The following is a 22,637-nucleotide window of genomic DNA, read 5'->3' on the forward strand; positions in this document are numbered from 1 at the left end:
TTTATTTAGTATATTTATATAATCAAAACCATTACAAAGACAAAAAAAATGAACGAATTATTATCATTAAACACCCTATTCGCCCTCTTCTTGGGAATAGGACTGGCAGCCGCATCAGGTTTTAGAGTTTTTTTACCACTATTTGTGCTCAGCTTAGCTGTAAAGTTAGGAGGAGATTATATTAATGTAGACCAGAGCTGGATGTGGATTGGAAATACATCAACACTAGCTACGCTATCTGTCGCAATGCTAGTTGAGGTAGGAGCTTATTATATTCCTATTATCGATAATACATTAGATATGATTGCTGTGCCTTTAGCAACAATAGCTGGAACATTAGCTGTAGGGATTACTTTGCCAGAGATGAATGAAGTAGCTACTTGGGTATTGGCTATAATTGCAGGAGGAGGTACTGCTGCTGCAATAAGCGGAACAACTGCCGCTGCTAGAGCAGTCTCAACAACCACAACTGCAGGAGCAGGAAACTTTTTAGTAAATACGGGAGAAACATTTGGTTCAATAGTGTTAACGATTGCAGCATTTGTATTTGCTCCTTTAGCTTTTTTACTTGTTATATTTGTTTTATATGTTTGCTACAAAGCTTTTAAAAGTGTAAAACGAAGACAGACGAATTTACAATTAGAATCTTAAGAATAGAAACAAAAAGCGTTACAAAATGTAACGCTTTTTTTATTGAAAGGAAATGAATGAAAATAAAAAGAAACCTTAAACTGTTGTAAGTTCAATTCCAAGATTATCAATTGCATTTCGAGATTTTTCAGTAATATTTGTATCAGTAATGATATGATCTACTTCATTTAAATCGCAAATTTTTCCAAATCCTTTTTTTCCAAATTTACTACTGTCAGTTAAAATAATTGTTTTTTGAGCTGCTTTTATCATGCTATTGTTTAAGTTGGCTTCTAGTAAGTTAGATGTTGAGCAGCCATGATTAGCATCTACACCATCTACCCCAAGAAATAACTTTGTAAATGAAAGATTCTTCAGAATTTCTTCCGCATATGGTCCAACAACTGAAGTAGAGTTTGGTCGAACAACACCACCTAACTGAATAACTTCTACATTAGCTTTTCCACTTAATGCTAAAGCGACATTCATAGCAGAAGTAACAACAGTAAGTTTCCCAGAAGTAACATTAATAGCATTGGCAAAATGAAGAACAGTTGTACCAGAAGCAATTAAAATAGCATCATTAGGTTCAATTAATGTTGCTGCAAACTTTCCAATTTCTTTTTTCTGATCTGCATTAATTAGACTCTTTTCTGTTACATTAATGTCTTGTGTATACGGATTTGATTTGTAAATCAAACCATGAGTTCTGTAAATTAAATTTTTGTTTTCTAGTGTTTTAAGATCTTTTCTGATAGTAACAATAGAGACGTTAAGCATCTTTGTTAGATCAGAAACTTTTAGCATATCGTTTTTTTCTAATTCATCTAAAATATAATTATGTCTTTGCGCCATTGTTTCGATCTGTATCATGATAATCAATTTTTAATGTATTTCAAATTTAAGAAACTTTTTATTTTTAATTAATTATTTTTTGTTACTTTTGATTACGAAATAGATAATTATGGAAAGAAATATATTATTAAATCAGATAAAATCATCTAATGATTGGGATGTTGTTGTGATTGGAGGAGGAGCAACGGGTCTTGGTTGTGTTATGGATGCAGCGACTAGAGGATATAAAACTCTTTTAGTAGAGCAAGCAGATTTTGCAAAAGGAACATCGAGTAAAGCGACAAAACTATTGCACGGAGGTGTACGATACATGGCGCAAGGAGATTTAGGTTTGGTGAAAGAAGCTTGTCATGAAAGAGGTTTATTATTAAAGAATGCTCCTCATCTTACAAGAAATACGTCTTTTGTAATTCCTAATTATACTTATTTCGATAATATATTATATACAGTAGGTCTTAAATTTTATGATTTCTTAGCAGGTAAATTAAGTTTAGGAAAATCTAAATATGTTAATTCAAAAAATACATTGGAGATGTTGCCAACTGTTAAACCTGCAGGTTTAAAAGGAGGTGTTGTTTACCAAGATGGGCAATTTGATGATGCTAGATTGGCATTAAATGTTGCACAAACAGCTGTAGAAAACGGGGCTTGTGTTTTAAATTACACTAAAGTTGTTGGATTACTAAAAGATACAAATGGTAAAGTGTCTGGTGTGAAAATAAAAACATTAGAGTCTGATGAGATAATTGAAATTAATGCAAAAGTTGTAATTAATGCAACTGGAGTTTATGCAGATAATGTTTTACAATTAGATAAGCCAGGAGCTCCACATATGGTAAAGCCAAGTCAAGGTGTTCATATCACAATTGATAAAAGTTTCTTGCCAGGAGAGAATGCTTTAATGATTCCTAAAACAAGTGATGGACGTGTATTATTTGCTGTTCCTTGGCACGATAAATTAATTTTAGGAACGACAGATACATTAAGAGATCATGCAGAATTAGAACCAAGAGCGTTAGATGAAGAAATTGATTTTATTCTAACGACAGCTCAAAAATATTTAACAAAGAAACTAACAAAAGATGATGTGTTGGCGATATTTGCTGGATTAAGACCATTGGCTGCTCCTCAAGGTGATGGAAAAAATACAAAAGAAATTTCTCGTAGTCATAAAATTATTGTTTCTGATAGTGATTTGATTACGATTATTGGAGGGAAATGGACAACATTTAGAAGAATGGCTCAAGATACAATTGATAAAGTAATTCAGTTGAACAAACTTCCTAATAAACCATGTAAAACAGAAGAGCTTCATATTCATGGTTATGATACTACAATTAATCATAATGAAGATTTATATTTCTATGGTTCTGACAGAGCTGAAATATTAAAGCTTGAGGCTGAAAATCCTGAATTTGCTGAAAAATTATTACCTCAATACGATTATACCTATGCATGTGTAGCTTTTGCGGTTCGTAAAGAAATGGCACTAAAATTAGAAGATGTTTTAGCAAGACGTTTACGATTACTTTTATTGGATGCTCATGGAGCAGTATCTGTTGCGGAAGAAGTAGCAACAGTAATGGCAAAAGAATTAGGAAAAGATAAATCTTGGATTGATAATGAAGTTGCTGATTTTAAAGAATTAGCCAAGGTTTATCAATTTTAATATAAAACCTCTCTACTGAAACCTCTTAAAATTATTATTCTCATTTAAAACCACAAAATGGAAACACAAGAAAAATTTATTCTTGCGCTAGATCAAGGTACTACAAGTTCTAGAGCAATCATTTACAATCACGATGGAGAAATTGTAGCAGTATCTCAAAAAGATTTTCAGCAAATATTTCCCCAGCCAGGTTGGGTAGAACATGATCCAAATGAAATTTGGTATACACAATCTTCAGTAGCTGCTGAATCTGTAGCTAAATCAGATTTAAATGGAACTAATATCGCAGCTATTGGGATTACAAATCAAAGGGAAACAACTATAGTATGGGATAGGGAAACAGGAGATCCTATTTATAATGCAATTGTTTGGCAAGATAGAAGAACATCAAAATACTGTGACTCATTAAAAGAAAAAGGGTATAAAGATATTATACAAGAAAAGACAGGTCTTGTTATTGATTCATATTTTTGTGCTACAAAGATTAAATGGGTTTTAGATAATGTTGATGGAGCAAGAGAAAAAGCAGAACAAGGGAAATTATGTTTTGGAACTGTAGATAGTTGGCTTGTATGGAAATTTACTAGAGGAAAAATGCATATTACGGATGTTTCTAATGCTTCAAGAACACTTCTTTATAACATTAATACAATGGAGTGGGATGATGAATTGTTAAATTTATTTGATATTCCCAAATCTATGCTACCTGAAGTAAAGAGTAGTAGTGAAATTTATGGAACAACATCAACAACGTTATTTTCAACTAAAATTCCAATTTCTGGTATTGCTGGAGATCAACAAGCTGCATTATTTGGACAAATGTGTGTGGAGGAAGGAATGGCTAAAAATACATACGGAACAGGTTGTTTTTTATTAATGAATATTGGTGAAAAACCAGTTTTTTCAAAAAATAATTTATTAACGACAGTTGCTTGGCAAATAGACGGTAAAACAACTTATGCATTAGAAGGTTCTGTTTTTGTAGGAGGAGCTGTTATTCAGTGGTTGAGAGATGGTCTTAAAATAATTTCATCTGCACCAGAAAGTGAAAGATTATCTGCATCTGTGGAAGATAATGGTGGTGTTTATTTTGTACCAGCTCTTACAGGTCTTGGTGCTCCTTACTGGGATCAATATGCGAGAGGTGCAATTTTTGGAATTACTCGTGGTACGACACAGGCTCATATTGCCAAAGCAGCTATCCAAGGAATTGCATTTCAGGTTGATGATTTAATTAAGAGTATGAAATCTGATGTTGAAGGGGAAATAAAAGAATTAAGAGTAGATGGCGGAGCTTGTGCGAATAATGTATTAATGCAATTTCAAGCTGATTTGATTGAAAATGAAGTTATTCGTCCTAAAGTTTTGGAAACTACATCTCTTGGTGCTGCATATTTAGCAGGTTTAGCTGTTGGATATTGGAAAAATATTGATGAGATAAAAGTTCAATGGAAGCAGGATAGAGTTTTTAAACCAGAGATGAATTCAGATAAAAGAGCTGACTTATTGAAATTCTGGAATAAGGCTGTAAAAAGAACTCAAAATTGGATTGAAGATTAAATCAATTGAATTATGAATGAATTTTCAGCTGAATTAATAGGAACTGCTGTCCTAATACTTTTAGGTGGTGGTGTTTGTTCAAACGTTGCTTTGAAAAAGACAATTGGTCATGGTTCTGGTTGGATTGTTATTACAACAGGTTGGGCTTTGGCTGTTTTTGCAGGAGTTGTAATTGCAGGTCCTGTGAGTGGTGCTCATTTAAATCCTGCAGTTTCTGTAGGTTTAGCATTAGCAAATAAATTTGAATGGTCTAAAGTACCATTATTTATTCTTGCTCAGTTATTAGGAGCGATGATAGGAGCATTTTTAAATTGGGCAATGTATAAAGATCATTTTGATGCTTCTTCAGATGATCCAAGTTCTCAATTAGGTGTTTTTTCTACAGGGGCAGCAATTCCAAATAATTTTAGAAATGTCCTTTCTGAAATTTTGGGAACATTTGTATTGGTTTTTTGTGTATTTTATTTTTCTGATGCTAAAGGTACTTCGGGTACAGAAGAAGTGAAATTAGGATTAGGATCAGTTGGTGCTTTACCAGTAGCTTTCGTTGTTTGGTCTATTGGATTATCTTTAGGAGGAACAACTGGTTATGCAATTAATCCTGCTCGTGATTTTGGGCCGAGGATTATGCATTCTCTTTTACCAATGAAAGGTAAAGGTTCAAGTAATTGGGGATATGCATGGATTCCAATTTTAGGACCAATTTTAGGAGCTGTTTTTGCAGCGTTATTATTTAACTTTTTGTCTAGTTAATATAATTATTCATTTCAAAACCACACAACATGAATAAAATAACTTCACTAAAAAATATATTACTAACTTTTGTTTTTTTAACTCCAGTTAGTATTTTTTCTCAGTCATATGATGTTGCAGATCTTAAAATAAATGAGGATGAAAAAAGCAAGGTGTCTTTAAATGAAGAATTTCAGCAAGAATTATCTCCATTTTATTTACATGGTCAATTAAAAACAATGCATTTATGGAGAGGTTTAGCTGTTACAAATTCTACCGTTTTTGCTATAGATGCAGGAGTTGGTACGGCAGATGGTAAATTAAAAGCAGGAGTTTGGGGAGGATACGGAACAACTGGAGAATATAGAGAATTTGATTATTATGTAACTTATTCTCCAGTGAAAAATTTAACTTTTGCTCTTTGGGATATTTATAATTATTCCACTAATGCTACATGGAATAATAAAGATTTTTTTGAATATAATGGAGATAAAACAGGTCACTTTTTAGATCTTTCTGTGTCATATACAATTTCTGATAAAATTCCATTAAATTTATATTGGTCTACTGTGATTCATGGTAGAGATAGAGGAATTGAAAATGAGAAAAATCTTTATTCTTCTTATGTACAAGCCTCTTATCCTGTGGTGAAAAGTAAATTAGTTAATTTAGATTTGTATGCTGCTGGAGCATTTGCTTTATCACCTGAAAAAGAAGATAAAGGAAAAAACTTTTATGGACCTAAATCAGGTTTAGCAAACGTAGGTTTTATTATTGGTAAAACACTTAATTTTGGTAGATATCAATTACCTATAACTGCTACAGCTTCTTGGAGTCCAATTAATGACTCTGGCAATATTCAACTTGCGTTTAATATTTTTTAATATTTTTTATTTAATTATAAAAGGGACTATTTATTAGTCCCTTTTTTTATTTATTTTCCTGAAAAAAAAGAAAGTTAAATAACTATAATACATAATTGTATAAATTTGAAATACAAATAATTAAAACTTTATGAAAAAACAATTATTAATTATGATTGCTAGTCTAATTGTGGACATAGCAATTGCACAGGTTGGTATTAATACTTCAACACCTCAGAAAACATTTCATGTAAATGGTAGTTTACAAGTTACTAATGAATTGAATGTTGGTGGTAATGCTACAAGTCAAGGTAGTGCAGGTACTTACATCAAATGGTGTTTCAAATTCACCTGAATGGAAAACAATTGCTGTAGCAACTAATTTAACTGGTGATATTAAGTATAGCCTTATTACTAGTGACCATAATGGTTGGGTTAAATTGGACGGACGTTCAGTAAGTAGTTTAATGTCTACTCAGCAAGCACAAGCTAGTGTTTTAGGTTTTTCTACTAATTTACCTGATGCAACAAATGCTTATTTAGTACAGAATAATACAACGCTTGGAGGATTGTCAAATTCTAATACTAAAACTCTTACTAGAGGTCAGCTTCCAAATGTTACTTTATCTGCATCAGCTTCTACAAATGTTGCAGGGTCACATAATCATAATTATACAGATAGGGGAAATACATCTTATGAGATGACAAGAAATGGTAATTTAACAAATATTGCAGATGATACTTCAGGTACTTATCAAACATCAAATGCAGGAGATCATAGTCATACAGTTTCTGCTACAACAGAATCTATTAACGGGGGAGTAACACAACAGTCTTTAGATGTTAGACCTTTAAGTATGAGTGTTAATACTTATTTATATTTAGGTCTCTAGTTTTTTAAGAGATTTATTTATTGTAAATTCATTCGTAAATTCAAATTATGATTGATATAGACACAAAAATAAAATTATATAATGGTCTTCATTTACCAATTTTAGGATTGGGTGTTTATAAAACGAATGAAGGTGATGAGGTTATAACTGCTATTCATTCAGCTTTAGATGAAGGTTATCGTCTTATAGATACAGCATCTTATTACAATAATGAAATAGGAGTTGGTAAAGCAATTAATTCTTACAAAATCAATCGTTCAGAATTATTTATTACTACAAAAGTTTGGATAGATGATATGGGATATGATAAAACAATTAATGCTTTTCATCAATCACTTAAAAACCTGAATTTAGATTATATTGATTTGTATTTAATTCATTGGCCAGTCGCTGATAAATTAATTGAATCTTGGAAAGCTTTAGAATTTTTATATGAAGAAGGTTTAGTAAAATCTATTGGAGTTTCTAACTGTTTGCAACATCATTTAGAAATAATTCAGAAGAATTGCGTTTATAAACCGATGGTTGTTCAGAATGAATTTCATCCAAGGTTGATTCAACAAGAATTGGTTAATTATTGTAAAGATCATCAAATTGCTTACCAAGCTTGGGCTCCATTGATGAGAGGGAGATTGTTAGAAAATGAAATACTAAAAAGTTTAGCTAAAAAATATAATAAGTCTGTTGCTCAAATTATTTTAAGATGGGATCTACAAAAAGGGATAGCTACAATTCCAAAAAGTGTAAATCCAGAACGAATAAAAGAAAATTCTTTATTGTTTGACTTTGAACTTTCTTTGGATGATATTCATAAAATTGATTCATTGAATTCAAACGAAAGAACAGGTGCTGATCCAAATAATTTTTTAGATTACTTTGCAAATAAGAAATAATTGATGAAACAAATAACTTATTCAATTGTTTCTAGAGGAGAAATATTAATTAATTATTCTAATCAGACCGTTAATGTTTTTATACGAGTTTCAGGAGAATTAGTCTTTCATCCACCAGTATTTTATGCTGATTTATTAATTTTTAAAAAACGTTCTGTATTATCAGAAAATATAAATCAAGAGATTATTGATTTTATTATGCAAGATAGTATAAGTAAAGGAACAAAAATTATTTTTGATTGACTTTGCGTTAGGAGGTGAAGCGGTATCCTTTTCTAATTGGATGTATTTTTATTTCAGTTAAATTATCAATTAGAAAAGATATTGAGGAAAACCCGCTCGAACGCCTAAATAAATATAAAACCTCATAATAGTATATTATGAGGTTTTTTTTTGATGTATTTATTTTGTTTTTGGTCGAATTAAACCTTCTTGAGCAACACTACAAATTAGCTCACCTGATCTGTTAAATAGTTCTCCTTTTGTAAACCCTCTTGTATCCATTGTACTTGGGCAATCTACGCTCACTAAAATCCAATCTTGTAAATTTGGAGTTCTGTGAAACCAAATGGAGTGATCTAAACTTGCCATTTGAGTGTTACCAAAATGAGCCTTAGAAGCATGAGGTTTTAACGCTGTAGATAATAAATTATAATCAGAGCTGTAAGCGATTAACTGATGAACAACTTGCAAGGGTAAGTTTTCTGGCGCATCATTAAAATTCATCCAAACATTGCTATAACTTTCATAATCTTTTTTTTCTGCAAGGTTTAATGTTTCGACAGGTTTAAAATCTATTGGTCTATCGGCCATTATAAATTGCTTAGTAGCTTTTGGTAAAAAATCTCCGAACATTTCTGCAATTTGTCTCCAGCTGATTAATTCTTCTGGTTGTTTTACATCTGGAATTTCTTCTTGATGCTCGTAACCTTCTTGCTTTAATTGAAAAGAACATGCCATTACAAAAATAGCTTCGTTATTTTGTTTTGCTGTTACTACTCTTGTACTGAAACTTCCTCCATCTCTTAAAATAGCAACTTCATAATAGATTGGTTCGTCTAATTGACCAGCTAAAATGAAATATGAATGTAATGAATGACAAAATCTGTCTGTGTCTACTGTTTGGTATGCAGCATTTAATGCTTGTGCTACAACTTGTCCTCCAAAAACATGAGGACTTCCCATAAAAGAACTTTTTCCTTCGAATAGATTATTTTCTAACTTTTTTAGAGAAATTAATTCGATGAGTTCTTGTGTTGTTTTCATTTTATGTTAGATTAAAATTTTAATTTGTTTAAGCGTTGGACATTCTTTTCTAAGGCAGTTTTATATTCATTTTTCATTCTAGTTATTAATTCCTTTACTGTAGGAACATCATGTATACCAGAAACGCCATGACCGGCAGACCAAATATCTTTCCAAGCTTTTTGGTCATCATGATCTGTTAGTTTAGAAAAATCCTCTTCTTTTTTATCTTCGATATTAATGTCGGAATGTTTGATACTTTGTTTTAAGAAATTAGCATTAACACCAGAAACACCGTCAGTGTAAATAATATCCTCAAATGAGGAATTTACTATCATATCTTTGTATTTATTATCTGCAGCTGCTTCTTTTGTAGCTATAAAACGAGTTCCTATGTATGCAAAATCTGCTCCCATTGTTTCTGCAGCTAATATATCATTTCCATTATTCAATGAACCAGCAAGAATTAAGCAGCCGTTATAAAATGTTCTAATATCATCGATTAAAGCAAATGGATTAGCAGTTCCTGCATGTCCGCCTGCGCCACCAGCTACAGCAATAATTCCATCCACACCAGCTTCTACAGCTTTTTCAGCATGACGTTTTTTTATAACATCATGAAAGACTATTCCTCCATAGCTGTGTACAGTGTCTACTAATTCTTTTACTGCTCCTAAAGATGTTATGATTAATGGAACTTTATACTTTACACATAAAGCTAAATCAGTTTCAATTCTTGGATTGGTTCTATTTACAATTAAATTTACTCCAAAAGGTGCTGCTTTTTTTCCAGTTTCTTTTTCGAATTGTTCTAACTGAGTTGTGATGTCAATTAGCATTTGTTCAAAATCTTCTGGTTTTCTACCATTTAATGAAGGAAATGTTCCACAAACACCATTTTTACAAGATTCTATAACTAATTCTGTTCGAGAAACAAGAAACATAGGTGAAGTGATTAAAGGTAAATCTAAACTATTTTTAAATTCTTGTAGGGTCATACTAAAATTTTTTTGATGTGGTATAGGATGCAATATAGTTATAAATTGAGTTATGATTTTCAGAAAAGATTAATTTATTTGCATAAAAAAATCCTGAAATGTTTAATATTTTCAGGATTTTTTATTTGATAAAAGCAGTGTTCGATTAATTTAAATTTAGGATTATTATTTCCTTCACGTTATTTAATTTCAATGCTGAAATTGATTTTGAAAACATTAATAATTTTTCAATCGTTGATTGTTTTGGTTCAAATTTTTCTGAGTAAAATTCAATCATAAAAACTTATTTACTTTAAAAACGTTAAATAGATAAGTTTATTTTTTAATCGATTGTTAAAATAATGTTATTATTTTCGATAACTTTTCTTAAGTTGATAATTGCATAGCGCATTCTTCCTAATGCTGTATTAATACTAACATTTGTTTCTTCCGCAATTTCTTTGAAACTTAATTCTTTGAAGATTCTCAGTTCTAAGACTTCTCTTTGATCACTTGGTAATAAAGTAACAAGGTATCTTAAATCATTTTCAATTTGCTTTTTAATGATTTTGGTTTCGGAACATTCGTCAGAATTTCCAATAAAATCGAAAATATTATATTCGTCATCATATTTACCTATAGTTTCTCTAACAGCAGGCATTTTCTTAATATTTCGAAAATAATCAATAGTTAAATTATGCGCAATACGCATTAGCCAAGGTAAAAATTTTCCTTCTTCATTATATCCGCCACTTTTTAGTGTAAGAATAACTTTTATGAAAGTATCTTGGAAAATATCTTCAGTGATATCTTTGTCTAAAACTTTTGAGAAAATGAAACTATAGATTCTACTTTTATACTTCTCAATTAAAATTTCTAAAGCATATTCATTACCATCAACATAGTCTTTGATTAGCAATGAGTCTTCTTCGTAATTCATAAGGTAGATAATTTGGTTTAGTAAGTAGATTTTTTATCTATAGGCTTCTTGTTTTTTTTATAAGTGATTCAAATATAATCAAAGTTTGAATCAAAACAAGTGAATTAACATAAAAAGTCTTAAAAAAAAATAAAATTTTCTTAAAATTTTAGAAGTCTAAACCAAAAAAGGCCATTCACTTATTGAGAACAGCCTTTTTGTTAATTATTAATTAAGAATTAAATCTTTGCGATGTGTTGAACTAAATCAACTACTTTGTTTGAGTAACCAATTTCGTTATCATACCAAGCAACTAATTTAACGAAAGTAGGGTTTAGCATGATACCAGCTTCTGCATCGAAAATAGATGTTCTTGTATCACCTACGAAATCTTGAGAAACAACAGCATCTTCTGTGTATCCTATAATTCCTTTCAAATCTCCTTCAGCAGCTTCGCGCATTACTTTTTTGATTTCGTCGTAGTTTGTTTCTTTTGCTAATTTAACTGTTAAATCAACTACAGAGACATCAACAGTTGGTACACGGAAAGACATTCCTGTTAATTTTCCGTTCAATTCTGGAATTACTTTTCCAACTGCTTTCGCAGCTCCAGTAGATGAAGGAATGATGTTTACCATTGCACTACGTCCACCTCTCCAATCTTTCATTGATGGTCCGTCAACTGTTTTTTGAGTTGCAGTAGTTGCGTGAACTGTAGTCATTAAAGCTTCTACAATTCCGAAATTTTCGTGAATTACTTTCGCTAATGGAGCTAAACAGTTTGTTGTACAAGAAGCGTTAGAAACGATTGTATCTTCTGCTGTTACAGATTCGTGGTTAACCCCCATTACAAACATAGGAGTATCATCTTTAGAAGGACCTGTTAAAACAACTTTTTTCGCTCCAGCTTCGATGTGTTTTCCTGCAGTTTCTTTTGTTAAGAATAAACCTGTTGCTTCAATTACGATATCAGCTCCAACTTCGTCCCATTTCAAGTTTGCTGGATCTCTTTCTGCTGTAACGCGAATTGTTTGTCCATTAACAATTAAGTTTCCGTTTTCTACTTTAACTTCTCCGTTAAATTTTCCGTGAACTGAATCATACTTTAGCATATAAGCTAAATAATCAACGTCTACTAAATCGTTAATACCTACGATTTCAATATCGTTTCTCTCAATAGCAACCCCGAAAACAAGGCTACCAATTCTTCCGAATCCGTTGATTCCAATTTTAATTTTTGACATAGTATATATAATTTCCCTTTATATTAAATGTTTAAATCGCTAAAATATTAGCTACTTTGATTAACTCTTCATCAATCTCATTGTGTTTTTTGATGGCTTCATCTATCGCTGTAAATACAACTTTATTAGAGCGAATACCAGCCATAAGATTTGTTTTACCTTCCAGTAAACCTTCAACAGCAGCAATTCCTAAACGACTTGCTAAAACACGATCGTGACAAGATGGAGAACCACCACGCTGTATGTGTCCTAAAACTGTGACACGAATATCATATTCTGGATGACTATTTTGAACTTGTTTTGCTAATTCAAAAACTCCACCTAATTTTTCACCTTCTGCAACTACAACGATGCTTGATTTTTTTCCAGATTTTTCTGAACGTTCTAAAGAAGAACATAATTCTTCGACGCTATCACGTTGTTCTGGAATCAAAATATCTTGTGCACCTGAAGCAATTCCACTATTTAAAGCAATAAAACCTGCATCGCGTCCCATTACTTCCACAAAAAATACACGATCATGTGATGTAGCAGTATCTCTTAATTTATCAATTGCATCAATTACAGTATTCAAAGCTGTATCGTATCCAATTGTAAAATCTGTACCGAAAATATCATTGTCAATTGTTCCTGGAATTCCAATAAATGGAACACCAAACTCTTGATGAAATATATTTGCTCCTGTAAAAGAACCATCTCCACCAATTACAACTAAAGCATCAATGTTATTTTGTTTTAGATGATTATATGCTTTTTGACGACCTTCTGTAGTTTTGAATTCTAAAGAACGAGCAGTTTTAAGAATTGTACCACCTTGATTGATAATATTTTTCACTGAACGAGGTCCAAGTTCAATCATATCATTGTTAATCAAACCTTCATAACCTTGACGGATTCCTACTGATTTGATATCGTAGTACTTACATGCTCTTACAACGGCACGTAAGGCCGCATTCATTCCAGGCGCATCACCTCCAGAGGTTAATACACCAATTCTTTTTATATTGTTTCCCACGTTTTTTCCTTTATTAAATCAAATATAATAAAAAATCAGAATATTATTATAATTGGTAGTATGAAAGATAAATTAATCTTCGTCGACAGGTTTTAACGTTCCGTCTGCAAAATCTCGTTGAAGAATAACCGCAATATACAAATCTTCTCGTGTTCGCTTCGGATCATAAGCTTGTTTCAGATCAATATTAAACGCGCCACTTGCTGCTTGATAAAGAAAAGCATTCAATCCGCCACGTAATTCTTTTATAATATCGTATGTTGTTTTATCTGTTTCTTTATAGATTAATTTAGTAAGAATTTGTCCACGAGAACTTGACATATTTTTTAATTGATTCTCAAATTGATCAGCCAAATCCTTTTGACGAGATTTAATAAAACGTTTTTTATCTCGTCTTTTATCCATTGTTTGAATCGTATCCGATACATAATTATATTCTCTAACAGCAGTTCTTACATACGGCCAAACATCGCGAACGCGTTTTCTTAGCCATAAATAATATTTTTTTTCTAAATCAGTTTTTAAATGAACCGAATAGCTATTCATTTCATTAAGATGTATTGTGTCTAAAGGATTAAATGCAAATTCATCTAAATTAATTGAATCATTTTTAATTTCTTGTGCAGGATTTTTTCCACCTAAATCTAACCCAAAAATTTGAGCATTAACATTAGATAATCCAACAAAAGTAAGTAGTAAAGTTATATGATAGATATAAAATTTCATATCAGAATTAGTTCAAAAATTGTTCCTAAAATTAGTACATTTGTTAGATAAATAAACTAAAATGAGTACAAATAATTTGTTTGATCAACAATCTTTGGATTTTTTGACAAAATATTTAAATACAGCTTCACCTACAGGTTTTGAAAGTGAAGGACAAAAAGTTTGGATGGATTATATCAAACCATATGTAGATGAAGTAAAAACAGATAATTACGGTTCTGCTTATGGTGTAATAAATCCTGAAGCGAAGTATAAAGTTGTGATTGAAGCCCATGCTGATGAGATTTCTTGGTTTGTGAATTATATTTCTGATGATGGATTGATTTATGTGATTCGTAACGGAGGATCAGATCATATGATAGCACCTTCTAAAGTGGTTAATATTCATACCAAAAAAGGAATTGTAAAAGGAGTTTTTGGTTGGCCAGCAATTCATTTGCGTCAAGCAGGAAAAGATGAAGCGCCAACTCCAGATAAAATTTGGATTGATACAGGTTGTACATCAAAAGAAGAAGTTCTTGAACTTGGAATTCACGTTGGTTGTGTGATTACTTATCCTGATGAATTTTTTACATTGAACGATCGTTATTTTGTTTGTCGTGCGATAGACAATAGAATGGGAGGGTTTATGATTGCTGAGGTTGCGCGTAAATTGGCAGAAAATAAAGATCAATTAGATTTTGGTTTATACGTTGTAAATGCGGTTCAGGAAGAAGTAGGGTTGCGTGGCGCGGAAATGATTACGCAAACAATCAAACCAAATGTTGCGATTATTACAGATGTTACACACGATACAACGACACCAATGATTACAAAATCGAAAGAAGGTGAGCAAAAATGTGGTGATGGCCCAGTTGTTTATTATGCGCCTGCTGTGCAAAACAATGTACGCGAATTAATTATTGATGCAGCTGAGAAAAACAATATTCCTTTTCAGCGTGCTGCAAGTTCTCGTGTAACAGGAACGGATACAGATGCTTTTGCATATAGTAATGGTGGTGTACCTTCGGCTTTAATTTCGTTGCCGTTGCGTTATATGCACACAACTGTAGAAATGGTTCATCAAGCTGATGTAAAAAATGTCATCGAGTTGATTTACGAATCAGTGAAAACAATTAAAAACGAACAAAGTTTTAAATATCATACTGTTTAAATTATAAAGTGATTAAAAAAGATAAAGGCTGTCATGAGACAGCCTTTGTTGCTATTTTGTGTTTCGATCTACTTCAAAAATTCCAAAAACATTGCTATTTGTATCTAAAAAAATATCTTTGTCAAGAGATTTCAGGAATAGCAAATTTAGGCATGCTATTATTCTTCCGTTTTCAAGTATTTTTTGAGCAGTTTCATCAAAATTTTCTATAATTGAATTTAAATTTAGCTAAAATTTATTCAGAAAATCATTATTCAATCAAATATTAGAATAAATCTTTAGAGAATGATTATTTTTATACTTTAAAAGAAATAAGATGAAAATTGAATTAAATAGAGTAAATCAGGCTTCTCACTATGAAGCGACTGCGTCAAGTTCTTCGGTAAAAGTAAATATTGATGGACCAGAATCCATTGGAGGAGAAGGAAAAGGAGTTCGCCCAATGGAGTTGGTTTTGATTGCTTTGGGAAGTTGTAGTGTTTTTGATTTGAATGAAATTTTGAAAAAACAACGTCAAGAAATTGAAGATATTAAAGTTGAGGTTGAAGGTCAGCGTCGAGATGAAATTCCAAATATTTTTACAAATATTCACATCAAATTTTTCTTAAAAGGAAATGTTGATTTAGATAAAGCAAATAAGGCTGCTGAATTAGCGGTTAAGAAGTATTGTAGTGTACATGATATGCTTGCAAATGGAGGAATTGATATCACCTACGAGATAAATGTGAATTAAATTGATAACAAAAAAAAGGTCTTTCGTTCGAAAGACCTTTTTTCAATACATACATTTTCAATTAAGCTTCAACAGCAGTTAAAGCATCTTGAAAGATATTAACTTGCGCTAATACTTTATTTTTTAATTCTTCATTTACAATTTCACTATTTCGGAAATTATCGTTGAAAGATGGGAAAGTCGTGCTTGCTACAATTTCTCCACTTGCAAACATTCCAAAATATTTTGTCGCAACTTCCATTACATTTCCACCTCCGTAAGCACCTGGAGATGTACTTAATAACAATACTTTTTTATCTTTCAAATATGGCATTTCAATACGAGAAACCCAATCCAAAATGTTTTTTAACGCGACAGAAAAGTTTCCATTATGCTCTGCCAAAGAAATTACAACACCTTCTGCATCTTTGATTTTGTTGTAGAAATCTTGTGCTTCTTGTGGAAATCCATTTTCTAATTGACGGTCAATAGAGTAGATAGGCATCTCGAAATCATTGATGTCAACTAAATCGATTTCTGCATTTTCGATTTGATTTAAAGTATAATTTAATAATTCTTTATTGATTGATTTTTTGCTGTTACTACCAGCGAAAGCTAAAATTTTCATATTCTAATTGAGTTATTTTATTTTTGATGAAGCAAAGTTATTGCAAGCAACGATAAATTTTATTGACCTATGTTAGGAAAAGATAAAAACTTATATTTTTTTTCTAAACTCATTTATTTTAGCGAATAATTCAGCATCAAATTCTTCATTTATAATTTTTCCGTTCTGGAAATTGTCTTTAAACTTTGGTAATGAATAATTTTCGATTAATTCTCCACCTAATTTTACCAATAATTTAGATCCACTTTCTAGTGCATTTTTAGCGCCATAACTTCCTGGAGAAGTACTCATGACAAATATTTTCTTTCCTTCCAAAAATTTATGATTGATGCGAGAACACCAATCCATATAACTTTTGAAAACCGCGGTTACATTTGCATTGTGCTCCGCTAAAGAAATCAATAAAACATCTGTATCAATCAAAGTTTGATAAAAACGTTTTATTTCATCAGAAAAGCCTTCTCTTTTTTCAATATCGATGTCAAAAGTTGGAATATTATAATTGTTTAAATCTAAAATTTCAATTTCAAATTCATCTAAAAATGAAGTAGCATAAGTTACCAATTGTTTGTTGATAGAAGTAGAGCTGTTACTACCAGCAAAAGCTTTAATAATCATAGTTTTTATCTTAAGTTATTGTTTTTTTGTGTGTAATAATTGCGCATATTCCGTTGGTCGAATTCCCGAAACTTTCTGAAAAATATTACTGAAAGAAGACAACGAATTATACCCAACTAACATTGCAATTTCGTACATATTATATTTGTTTTCTGCAATCAATTCCAATGATTTTGTGATACGTAATGCACGTAGAAAACGGACATAATTCATTCCCATATTATCTTTGAATTTTCGGGATAATGTTCGCGTACTCAAACCAAATTGTTGCGCAACTTCATCTATTGTATAGTTTTTTTCGATATTTTTCATCAAAAATCGAGCAATATCAATCAATTTCTGATCTTTTGGAAATGGATGTTGAATGAACGCGGGTAACTTGTTCGATTCCATTTCGGGTAAAATAGATCGAATGGCTTTTACAAAATCATATTTTGCAGGATCTTTTTCTGAAATTGATCCACTCCAATTTTTGGTGTACAATATCATTTCCCTTAACAATTCATTCGTGTAATAAATATTTGTAATCGAATAAAAATCGTTTTCTTCTTTTTCGGTCTTGAAATAAAAATTATACAAATCGCCTGTTTTACTATTCGTTAAGATAGAATGTGGCGTATTTGCAGGAATCCACATAAAACATCGCGCAGGCAAATACCAATGTTTGTCGTTTACAAAAACGTGTACAATTCCGCCTTCTGCATATAATAATTGTGCTTTTTTGTGCTCATGTACGCGCGTTCCTATAGTATCTAAATGTGCATGTTGTATGTAAAAATGGACTTTAGATTTGTCAACTTCGTTAAAAAAAAACTGATCAAACAACATTGTTTTTATACTTTTATAAAGTGAAATATTTTGCTTTTGCAAATTACTTTATTTTGGCGTAAATGAGCAAATTATTTTCTTTTTTTATCAAGAGGGTAAACATGTTTTCAATGTAACTTTGCATCACTAAAAATCAATAACAGACTTATAAATAATACAAAATGATATTTAAATTCGTTAAATATCAGTTGCTTACATTGTTGTTAATGCTGAGTGGGTTGAGTTATGCTCAAAATGAAATAGACTATAACCAACTGAAATTAAGCAAAGCAATTGAAATTGGACTTCAAAATAATAAAAAATTACAAATTAGCGCTTTAAAAACTAATATTGCTGAATTAAAAGAGAAAGATCTTAAAAACGAAAAATTACCAGATGTAGACTTTCACACTGGTTTTAATGTTTTGAGTAATTTACGCCAATTCGAAGACGGTGTTCTAAAACCTTCTACAAAATATGCTGTTCCTCGTGTGAAATATGATTTTACACTTTCGGCTGAAATTCCAATTTATTTGGGAGGAAAATTAAAAAATGAAGAGAAAAAATCTGAAATAGAAACTAATATTTCGAAACTACAAGTTCGAAAAGATGAGCGAGAATTGAGAATGCAAGTTATCACAGCTTATTTACAAGCGTTGCATTTACAAGAGCAACAAAAGTTGATTTCGGATAAAATGAGAGAAGATTCGGTTGTGATAAAGCAAACAGAATCCTTGAAAAAAAATGGTTTGGTTACGTACAACGAAGTTTTGAGAACAGAATTGCAATTGTCAAATCATAAAATGTCTTTTACAGAATTGGCGAATGAAATTTCGATTATCGAACATCAAATCAAAACAATTTTGGCTTTACCAGAAAATCAAGAAATGCATATTGATACCAATGATTTGTTTACAAATGAAGAGCATTTGGGGTTAGTTGATGAAATGATTTTGGAAGCAATGGATCAAAGTGAAAGTTTGAAAATTGCGAAAGATGATTTGAATTTGAAAGAAATTGATAAGAAAATTACCAAAGCCAATACATTACCAAAAATAACTGCTGGTGCTGAATATGGATATAATTATCCAAACTTTATGTTTTTTCCTCCAGAAGAATATTTGTACAGATTCGGTTCTGTTGGGGTAAATGTTTCGATTCCGTTGAGTAATTTTTTCAAAAATAAACAAAAAATGCAAATCGCAGATCGTAACATTTCAATTGCAAAATTAGAAATAGAAGAGAAAGAAGAACAAATTCGACACGATGTTTTTGCAGCGAATAAACGATTAGAAGAATCGATCGATAAAATAAAAATTGCGGAAGAAGCAATTGGTCAAGCTAAAGAAAATTATCGAATTGTTCGAACAAAATATGTCAACAAATTGAGTTTGATTACAGAACTTATCGATGCAGATAACGCTTATTTAGAGGCTCAATCGAATTTGATTTCATTGCAGATCAACAAACAATTAAAATACTATCAATTACAATACGTTTTAGGAAACTTATAAAAATGGGAAAACAACAGACAAAAGGAGAAAAACGAATGAATAGAACGCTTTCGGCGATTGCTTGGATTTTTATTATCATAGGAATCACTGCAGTGGCTTGGTTTTATTTCTTTTCGAGTTCACATGTCAATACAAATGATGCGCAAGTGCGACAATATATTACACCAGTTTCGAGTAAAGTTTCTGGTTTTATCAAAAAAGTAAATTTCGAAGAAAATCAATTTGTGCACAAAGGTGATACGCTTGTTGTGATTGACAATAGAGAGTTTCAGAATCAGATTGATATTGCCGAAGCAAATTTAGAATCGACTTCGCAATCTGTTTTAACCTACGAAAAAGCGGTAGATACAAAATCAAGTGATGTTAATATTGTTAATGCAAATATAGAAGCTGCTAAAATAGAGGTTTGGAGAACGGAAAAAGATTATAATCGTTTCAAAAATTTAGTACAAGAAGATGCTGCAACTGTGCAACAATTTGAAGAAGTTGAAGCAAAATATAAACAAGCAAAAGCAAGTTTGAGTGCTTTGGAACAACAACGTAATGCAGTAAATGTTAGTGCGTCTGCTGAACAAACAAAAGTTGCGCCTGCAAAAACTCAAATTTTACAACGAAAAGCCCAATTGAATGATGCCAAACTTACTCTCTCATATACCTATGTTGTGGCGCCTTATGATGGTTGGGTTGGAACAAAAAATATTCAAGAAGGTCAGTTAATAAAAGAAGGACAAGCCTTAGTACAAGTGGTTTCGAAAGAGAAATGGATTGTTGCGAATTTTAAAGAAACGCAAATTGGAGAAATCGATTTGGATCAACCTGTTATTATAAAAGCTGATGCTTACAAAAACATTGAGTTTGAAGGAAAAATTGAATCACTTTCGCCAGCTTCTGGGTCTGAGTTTGCTTTGATAAAACCTGATAATGCAACAGGGAACTTCGTGAAAATTGAACAACGTTTTCCTGTAAAAATAATTCTGAAAGAGTCTAAAAATAACGAAAAATTACGTACCGGAATGAATGTAAATGTTTCCGCAGAAAAAGTAAATTAAATAAATGTCACAACAAAATTCAATATTCAATAAATGGGTTCCGCAAAAATTGGTTGTGCCAATTTTTATCCTTGCGCTATTTCCTCACTTGATGATTTTGACGATATTCAACATGAATAGTACGTTTACAGCATCATTTTTGGATTTGGAGGTCGATGATTTGCAGTTCCTTTTTTCGATGGCGTATGCCACTATTGTTTGTGGCTTATTTATTCACGTTCGATTTTTTCACTTTTTCAATATCAGAAGTTATTTGCTAACAATGACCATGCTCAACATTTTGGTATTGTTTGGAATGACATTGACGACAAATACAGAATTGATTTTGATTCTGCGTTTCATTCAAGGACCTTTATCGCTTTTCGAAGGTTGTATTTTGTTACCAATCATTATGTCGAATATTAAAAGTGAACATTCAAAATTGATTGCTTATTCGTTTTTGTACGGCGTAATGTTAACAGGAGATAAATTCACGACTTCTATTGTGAAGTTTGCGATTGAGAATTATAACCACAATATGATGGTGTATACGATTATGAGTTTTCATGTTGTTGCATTAATTATTTATGTATTTTTCTTTAATCACAACAGAATGTTTCCTAAAAAACCATTGTATCAATTAAATTTAGGAGGAATTTTTTTGATGATTATTTCCCTAATTTCTGGTGCATTTTTCTTGATTTACGGAAAAAAATATTATTGGTTCGAATCGCCAATTATTATCATAGCATTTGCATCAACACTCGTTTTTAGTGGTTTATTTTTATTGCATCAAAAAACAGCCAAACGACCTTTGTTCCATTTTGAGATTTTCAAATCAGAACGTGTCATTTTAGGAATATTAATGTTTTTTGTTTTCTATACTCTGCGTGCTGGGATGAGCAATATTTACCAAGTTATGTCGACAGTTTGGAAATGGCAATGGGAATATGTGTTGCAGATTCAATATTTTAATGTGGCAGGTTCTATCATTGGTGTTGTATTTTCATTTTTTATGGTTAAGAATAAAGTTGATTTCAGAAAAATATTTTTTCTTGGATTTGTACTTTTAGCCATGAGCATGTTGTGGTTTAGTTATTTGTTTTATCCAGACACAAAAGTCGAGGCAATAGCGCCAACATTGATGTTAGAAGGAATTGCGCAAGGTGTTATTTTTACGCCATTAGTGTTGTATATTACAGGTTCTGTACATCCTTCTATTACTGGTAGTGCGGCACAAGCAGGTACGGCGATTCGTTTTTGGACTACAACAATTGGTTTTTCGTTAATGCAAAATGCAATTTTATATTTGACGACTAAACATCAATTTTTGATGACCAAAAATTTAGATAAAACGAGTCCTATTTTCCAACAACAATGGAATAATTTGTTCAATAAAAATATTGCGAATCATCTTCCAAACGAAGCAGAAAGTATTACTGCTGCAGCTTTAAAAGCAAAATTGTACAACCAAGCTTTGTTGGTTAGTAATATTGAGATTTTCCGAACATTGTTTGTTGTGGGAATTATTGCTGCAATTTTTGTCATTCTTTATCAACCGATAAAAAATAGACTTTTACATCGTTAAAATAATTTTTATATATTACTTTTAATTTAATTGACGTATTTGATTTAATAGAATCAAGTACGTTTTTTTATGACAAATTTTTAAAAATGAATGTTTTATCTAAATTATCCCGTAAAAAGGAGATGTTTTAAAGTTTTTTAAATTTAAAAATGGCGTAAATGAACAAATTTTATTCTTAAATAATCAACTTGTTTTTCTGAGACAGCACTTACTTTTGCCATCAAAATAAATCAAACGAAAAATGATTAATGTTATAGAAAATATTAATTGTATTTTATTGATTTTAAATTTGTTATAGTTTTATAAAAATGAATCATCGTATTTTAACGATTTATTATTCAGAATCACATTTTAGCCTTTTGACTTTT

The 22,637-nt window shown here is 31.2% G+C and carries 24 protein-coding genes; 14 read left to right on the plus strand and 10 right to left on the minus strand.

Annotation, left to right across the window (positions count from 1 at the left end):
* Positions 1–48 precede the first annotated feature (48 nt).
* Positions 49–651 (plus strand): DUF4126 domain-containing protein, encoded by a 603-nt coding sequence (locus tag G0Q09_RS07790; RefSeq protein WP_219034478.1) that lies wholly within the window; start codon positions 49–51, stop codon positions 649–651.
* A 75-nt stretch (positions 652–726) separates the two neighbouring features.
* On the opposite strand, the gene G0Q09_RS07795 is transcribed toward G0Q09_RS07790, so the two are convergent.
* Positions 727–1,503 (minus strand): DeoR/GlpR family DNA-binding transcription regulator, encoded by a 777-nt coding sequence (locus tag G0Q09_RS07795; protein WP_219034479.1) that lies wholly within the window; start codon positions 1,501–1,503, stop codon positions 727–729.
* A 91-nt stretch (positions 1,504–1,594) separates the two neighbouring features.
* Between G0Q09_RS07795 and G0Q09_RS07800 the strand changes: the two genes are divergently transcribed.
* From G0Q09_RS07800 to G0Q09_RS07835, 8 genes are all read left to right on the plus strand, one after another.
* Positions 1,595–3,154, plus strand: coding sequence for a glycerol-3-phosphate dehydrogenase/oxidase (locus tag G0Q09_RS07800; protein WP_219034480.1), 1,560 nt, complete (start codon positions 1,595–1,597; stop codon positions 3,152–3,154).
* Between the two features lie 57 nt (positions 3,155–3,211).
* Positions 3,212–4,714: a glycerol kinase GlpK gene (gene glpK / locus G0Q09_RS07805; RefSeq protein WP_219034481.1), complete on the plus strand. Its 1,503-nt coding sequence runs from the start codon at positions 3,212–3,214 to the stop codon at positions 4,712–4,714.
* Positions 4,715–4,726: 12 nt separating this feature from the next.
* Positions 4,727–5,467: an MIP/aquaporin family protein gene (locus G0Q09_RS07810; protein ID WP_115001127.1), complete on the plus strand. Its 741-nt coding sequence runs from the start codon at positions 4,727–4,729 to the stop codon at positions 5,465–5,467.
* 29 nt (positions 5,468–5,496) lie between these two features.
* The gene (locus G0Q09_RS07815; RefSeq protein WP_115001125.1) at positions 5,497–6,330 is read left to right on the plus strand and encodes a hypothetical protein; all 834 of its coding nucleotides are present in this window, start codon (positions 5,497–5,499) and stop codon (positions 6,328–6,330) included.
* A 151-nt stretch (positions 6,331–6,481) separates the two neighbouring features.
* Positions 6,482–6,664 (plus strand): hypothetical protein, encoded by a 183-nt coding sequence (locus G0Q09_RS07820; protein WP_125349247.1) that lies wholly within the window; start codon positions 6,482–6,484, stop codon positions 6,662–6,664.
* Positions 6,624–7,202 (plus strand): hypothetical protein, encoded by a 579-nt coding sequence (locus G0Q09_RS07825; RefSeq protein WP_125349248.1) that lies wholly within the window; start codon positions 6,624–6,626, stop codon positions 7,200–7,202. Before G0Q09_RS07820 ends, G0Q09_RS07825 begins: the two co-directional genes overlap by 41 nt.
* Positions 7,203–7,249: 47 nt before the next feature.
* Positions 7,250–8,095 (plus strand): aldo/keto reductase, encoded by an 846-nt coding sequence (locus G0Q09_RS07830; protein ID WP_115001120.1) that lies wholly within the window; start codon positions 7,250–7,252, stop codon positions 8,093–8,095.
* Between the two features lie 3 nt (positions 8,096–8,098).
* Complete coding sequence (locus tag G0Q09_RS07835; protein ID WP_115001118.1) at positions 8,099–8,338, plus strand: hypothetical protein; 240 nt, start codon at positions 8,099–8,101, stop codon at positions 8,336–8,338.
* 159 nt (positions 8,339–8,497) lie between these two features.
* Here G0Q09_RS07835 and G0Q09_RS07840 read toward each other — a convergent pair whose 3' ends face one another.
* The 6 genes from G0Q09_RS07840 to G0Q09_RS07865 all read right to left on the minus strand — a co-directional run bounded on the left by G0Q09_RS07840 (position 8,498) and on the right by G0Q09_RS07865 (position 14,221).
* Positions 8,498–9,361 (minus strand): acyl-CoA thioesterase, encoded by an 864-nt coding sequence (locus G0Q09_RS07840; protein WP_115001117.1) that lies wholly within the window; start codon positions 9,359–9,361, stop codon positions 8,498–8,500.
* An 11-nt stretch (positions 9,362–9,372) separates the two neighbouring features.
* The gene (locus G0Q09_RS07845) at positions 9,373–10,338 is read right to left on the minus strand and encodes an NAD(P)H-dependent flavin oxidoreductase (protein ID WP_115001115.1); all 966 of its coding nucleotides are present in this window, start codon (positions 10,336–10,338) and stop codon (positions 9,373–9,375) included.
* Positions 10,339–10,660: 322 nt separating this feature from the next.
* Positions 10,661–11,257, minus strand: a complete 597-nt coding sequence (locus G0Q09_RS07850; RefSeq protein WP_115001114.1) for an RNA polymerase sigma factor — start codon at positions 11,255–11,257, stop codon at positions 10,661–10,663.
* Between the two features lie 218 nt (positions 11,258–11,475).
* Positions 11,476–12,480: a type I glyceraldehyde-3-phosphate dehydrogenase gene (gap, locus tag G0Q09_RS07855; protein ID WP_219034482.1), complete on the minus strand. Its 1,005-nt coding sequence runs from the start codon at positions 12,478–12,480 to the stop codon at positions 11,476–11,478.
* 31 nt (positions 12,481–12,511) lie between these two features.
* Positions 12,512–13,495 (minus strand): 6-phosphofructokinase, encoded by a 984-nt coding sequence (gene pfkA, locus G0Q09_RS07860; RefSeq protein ID WP_280051123.1) that lies wholly within the window; start codon positions 13,493–13,495, stop codon positions 12,512–12,514.
* A 72-nt stretch (positions 13,496–13,567) separates the two neighbouring features.
* The gene (locus tag G0Q09_RS07865; RefSeq protein ID WP_219034483.1) at positions 13,568–14,221 is read right to left on the minus strand and encodes a DUF4294 domain-containing protein; all 654 of its coding nucleotides are present in this window, start codon (positions 14,219–14,221) and stop codon (positions 13,568–13,570) included.
* Positions 14,222–14,282: 61 nt separating this feature from the next.
* On the opposite strand from G0Q09_RS07865, the gene G0Q09_RS07870 reads away from it, so the two are divergent.
* Both G0Q09_RS07870 and G0Q09_RS07875 read left to right on the plus strand, forming a co-directional pair.
* Positions 14,283–15,374 (plus strand): M42 family metallopeptidase, encoded by a 1,092-nt coding sequence (locus G0Q09_RS07870; protein ID WP_219034484.1) that lies wholly within the window; start codon positions 14,283–14,285, stop codon positions 15,372–15,374.
* Positions 15,375–15,690: 316 nt separating this feature from the next.
* Complete coding sequence (locus tag G0Q09_RS07875) at positions 15,691–16,107, plus strand: OsmC family protein (RefSeq protein WP_219034485.1); 417 nt, start codon at positions 15,691–15,693, stop codon at positions 16,105–16,107.
* 61 nt (positions 16,108–16,168) lie between these two features.
* On the opposite strand, the gene G0Q09_RS07880 is transcribed toward G0Q09_RS07875, so the two are convergent.
* The 3 genes from G0Q09_RS07880 to G0Q09_RS07890 all read right to left on the minus strand — a co-directional run bounded on the left by G0Q09_RS07880 (position 16,169) and on the right by G0Q09_RS07890 (position 18,160).
* The gene (locus tag G0Q09_RS07880; protein ID WP_180904697.1) at positions 16,169–16,714 is read right to left on the minus strand and encodes an NADPH-dependent FMN reductase; all 546 of its coding nucleotides are present in this window, start codon (positions 16,712–16,714) and stop codon (positions 16,169–16,171) included.
* A gap of 90 nt (positions 16,715–16,804) precedes the next feature.
* Positions 16,805–17,332, minus strand: coding sequence for an NADPH-dependent FMN reductase (locus G0Q09_RS07885; RefSeq protein WP_180904696.1), 528 nt, complete (start codon positions 17,330–17,332; stop codon positions 16,805–16,807).
* 15 nt (positions 17,333–17,347) lie between these two features.
* The gene (locus G0Q09_RS07890; RefSeq protein ID WP_180904695.1) at positions 17,348–18,160 is read right to left on the minus strand and encodes an AraC family transcriptional regulator; all 813 of its coding nucleotides are present in this window, start codon (positions 18,158–18,160) and stop codon (positions 17,348–17,350) included.
* A gap of 161 nt (positions 18,161–18,321) precedes the next feature.
* Here G0Q09_RS07890 and G0Q09_RS07895 point away from each other — a divergent pair, with 161 nt between their 5' ends.
* The 3 genes from G0Q09_RS07895 to G0Q09_RS07905 are packed head-to-tail and all read left to right on the plus strand — an operon-like array spanning position 18,322 to position 22,269.
* Positions 18,322–19,653, plus strand: coding sequence for a TolC family protein (locus G0Q09_RS07895; protein WP_257468115.1), 1,332 nt, complete (start codon positions 18,322–18,324; stop codon positions 19,651–19,653).
* A gap of 2 nt (positions 19,654–19,655) precedes the next feature.
* Entirely contained in the window at positions 19,656–20,702 is a 1,047-nt protein-coding gene (locus G0Q09_RS07900) for an HlyD family secretion protein (RefSeq protein ID WP_219034486.1), read from the plus strand.
* A 4-nt stretch (positions 20,703–20,706) separates the two neighbouring features.
* Complete coding sequence (locus G0Q09_RS07905) at positions 20,707–22,269, plus strand: efflux MFS transporter permease (protein ID WP_219034487.1); 1,563 nt, start codon at positions 20,707–20,709, stop codon at positions 22,267–22,269.
* The last annotated feature ends 368 nt before the right edge of the window (positions 22,270–22,637 follow it).

It is taken from the genome of Empedobacter falsenii (assembly GCF_019308355.1).
GTDB lineage: Bacteria > Bacteroidota > Bacteroidia > Flavobacteriales > Weeksellaceae > Empedobacter > Empedobacter falsenii_B.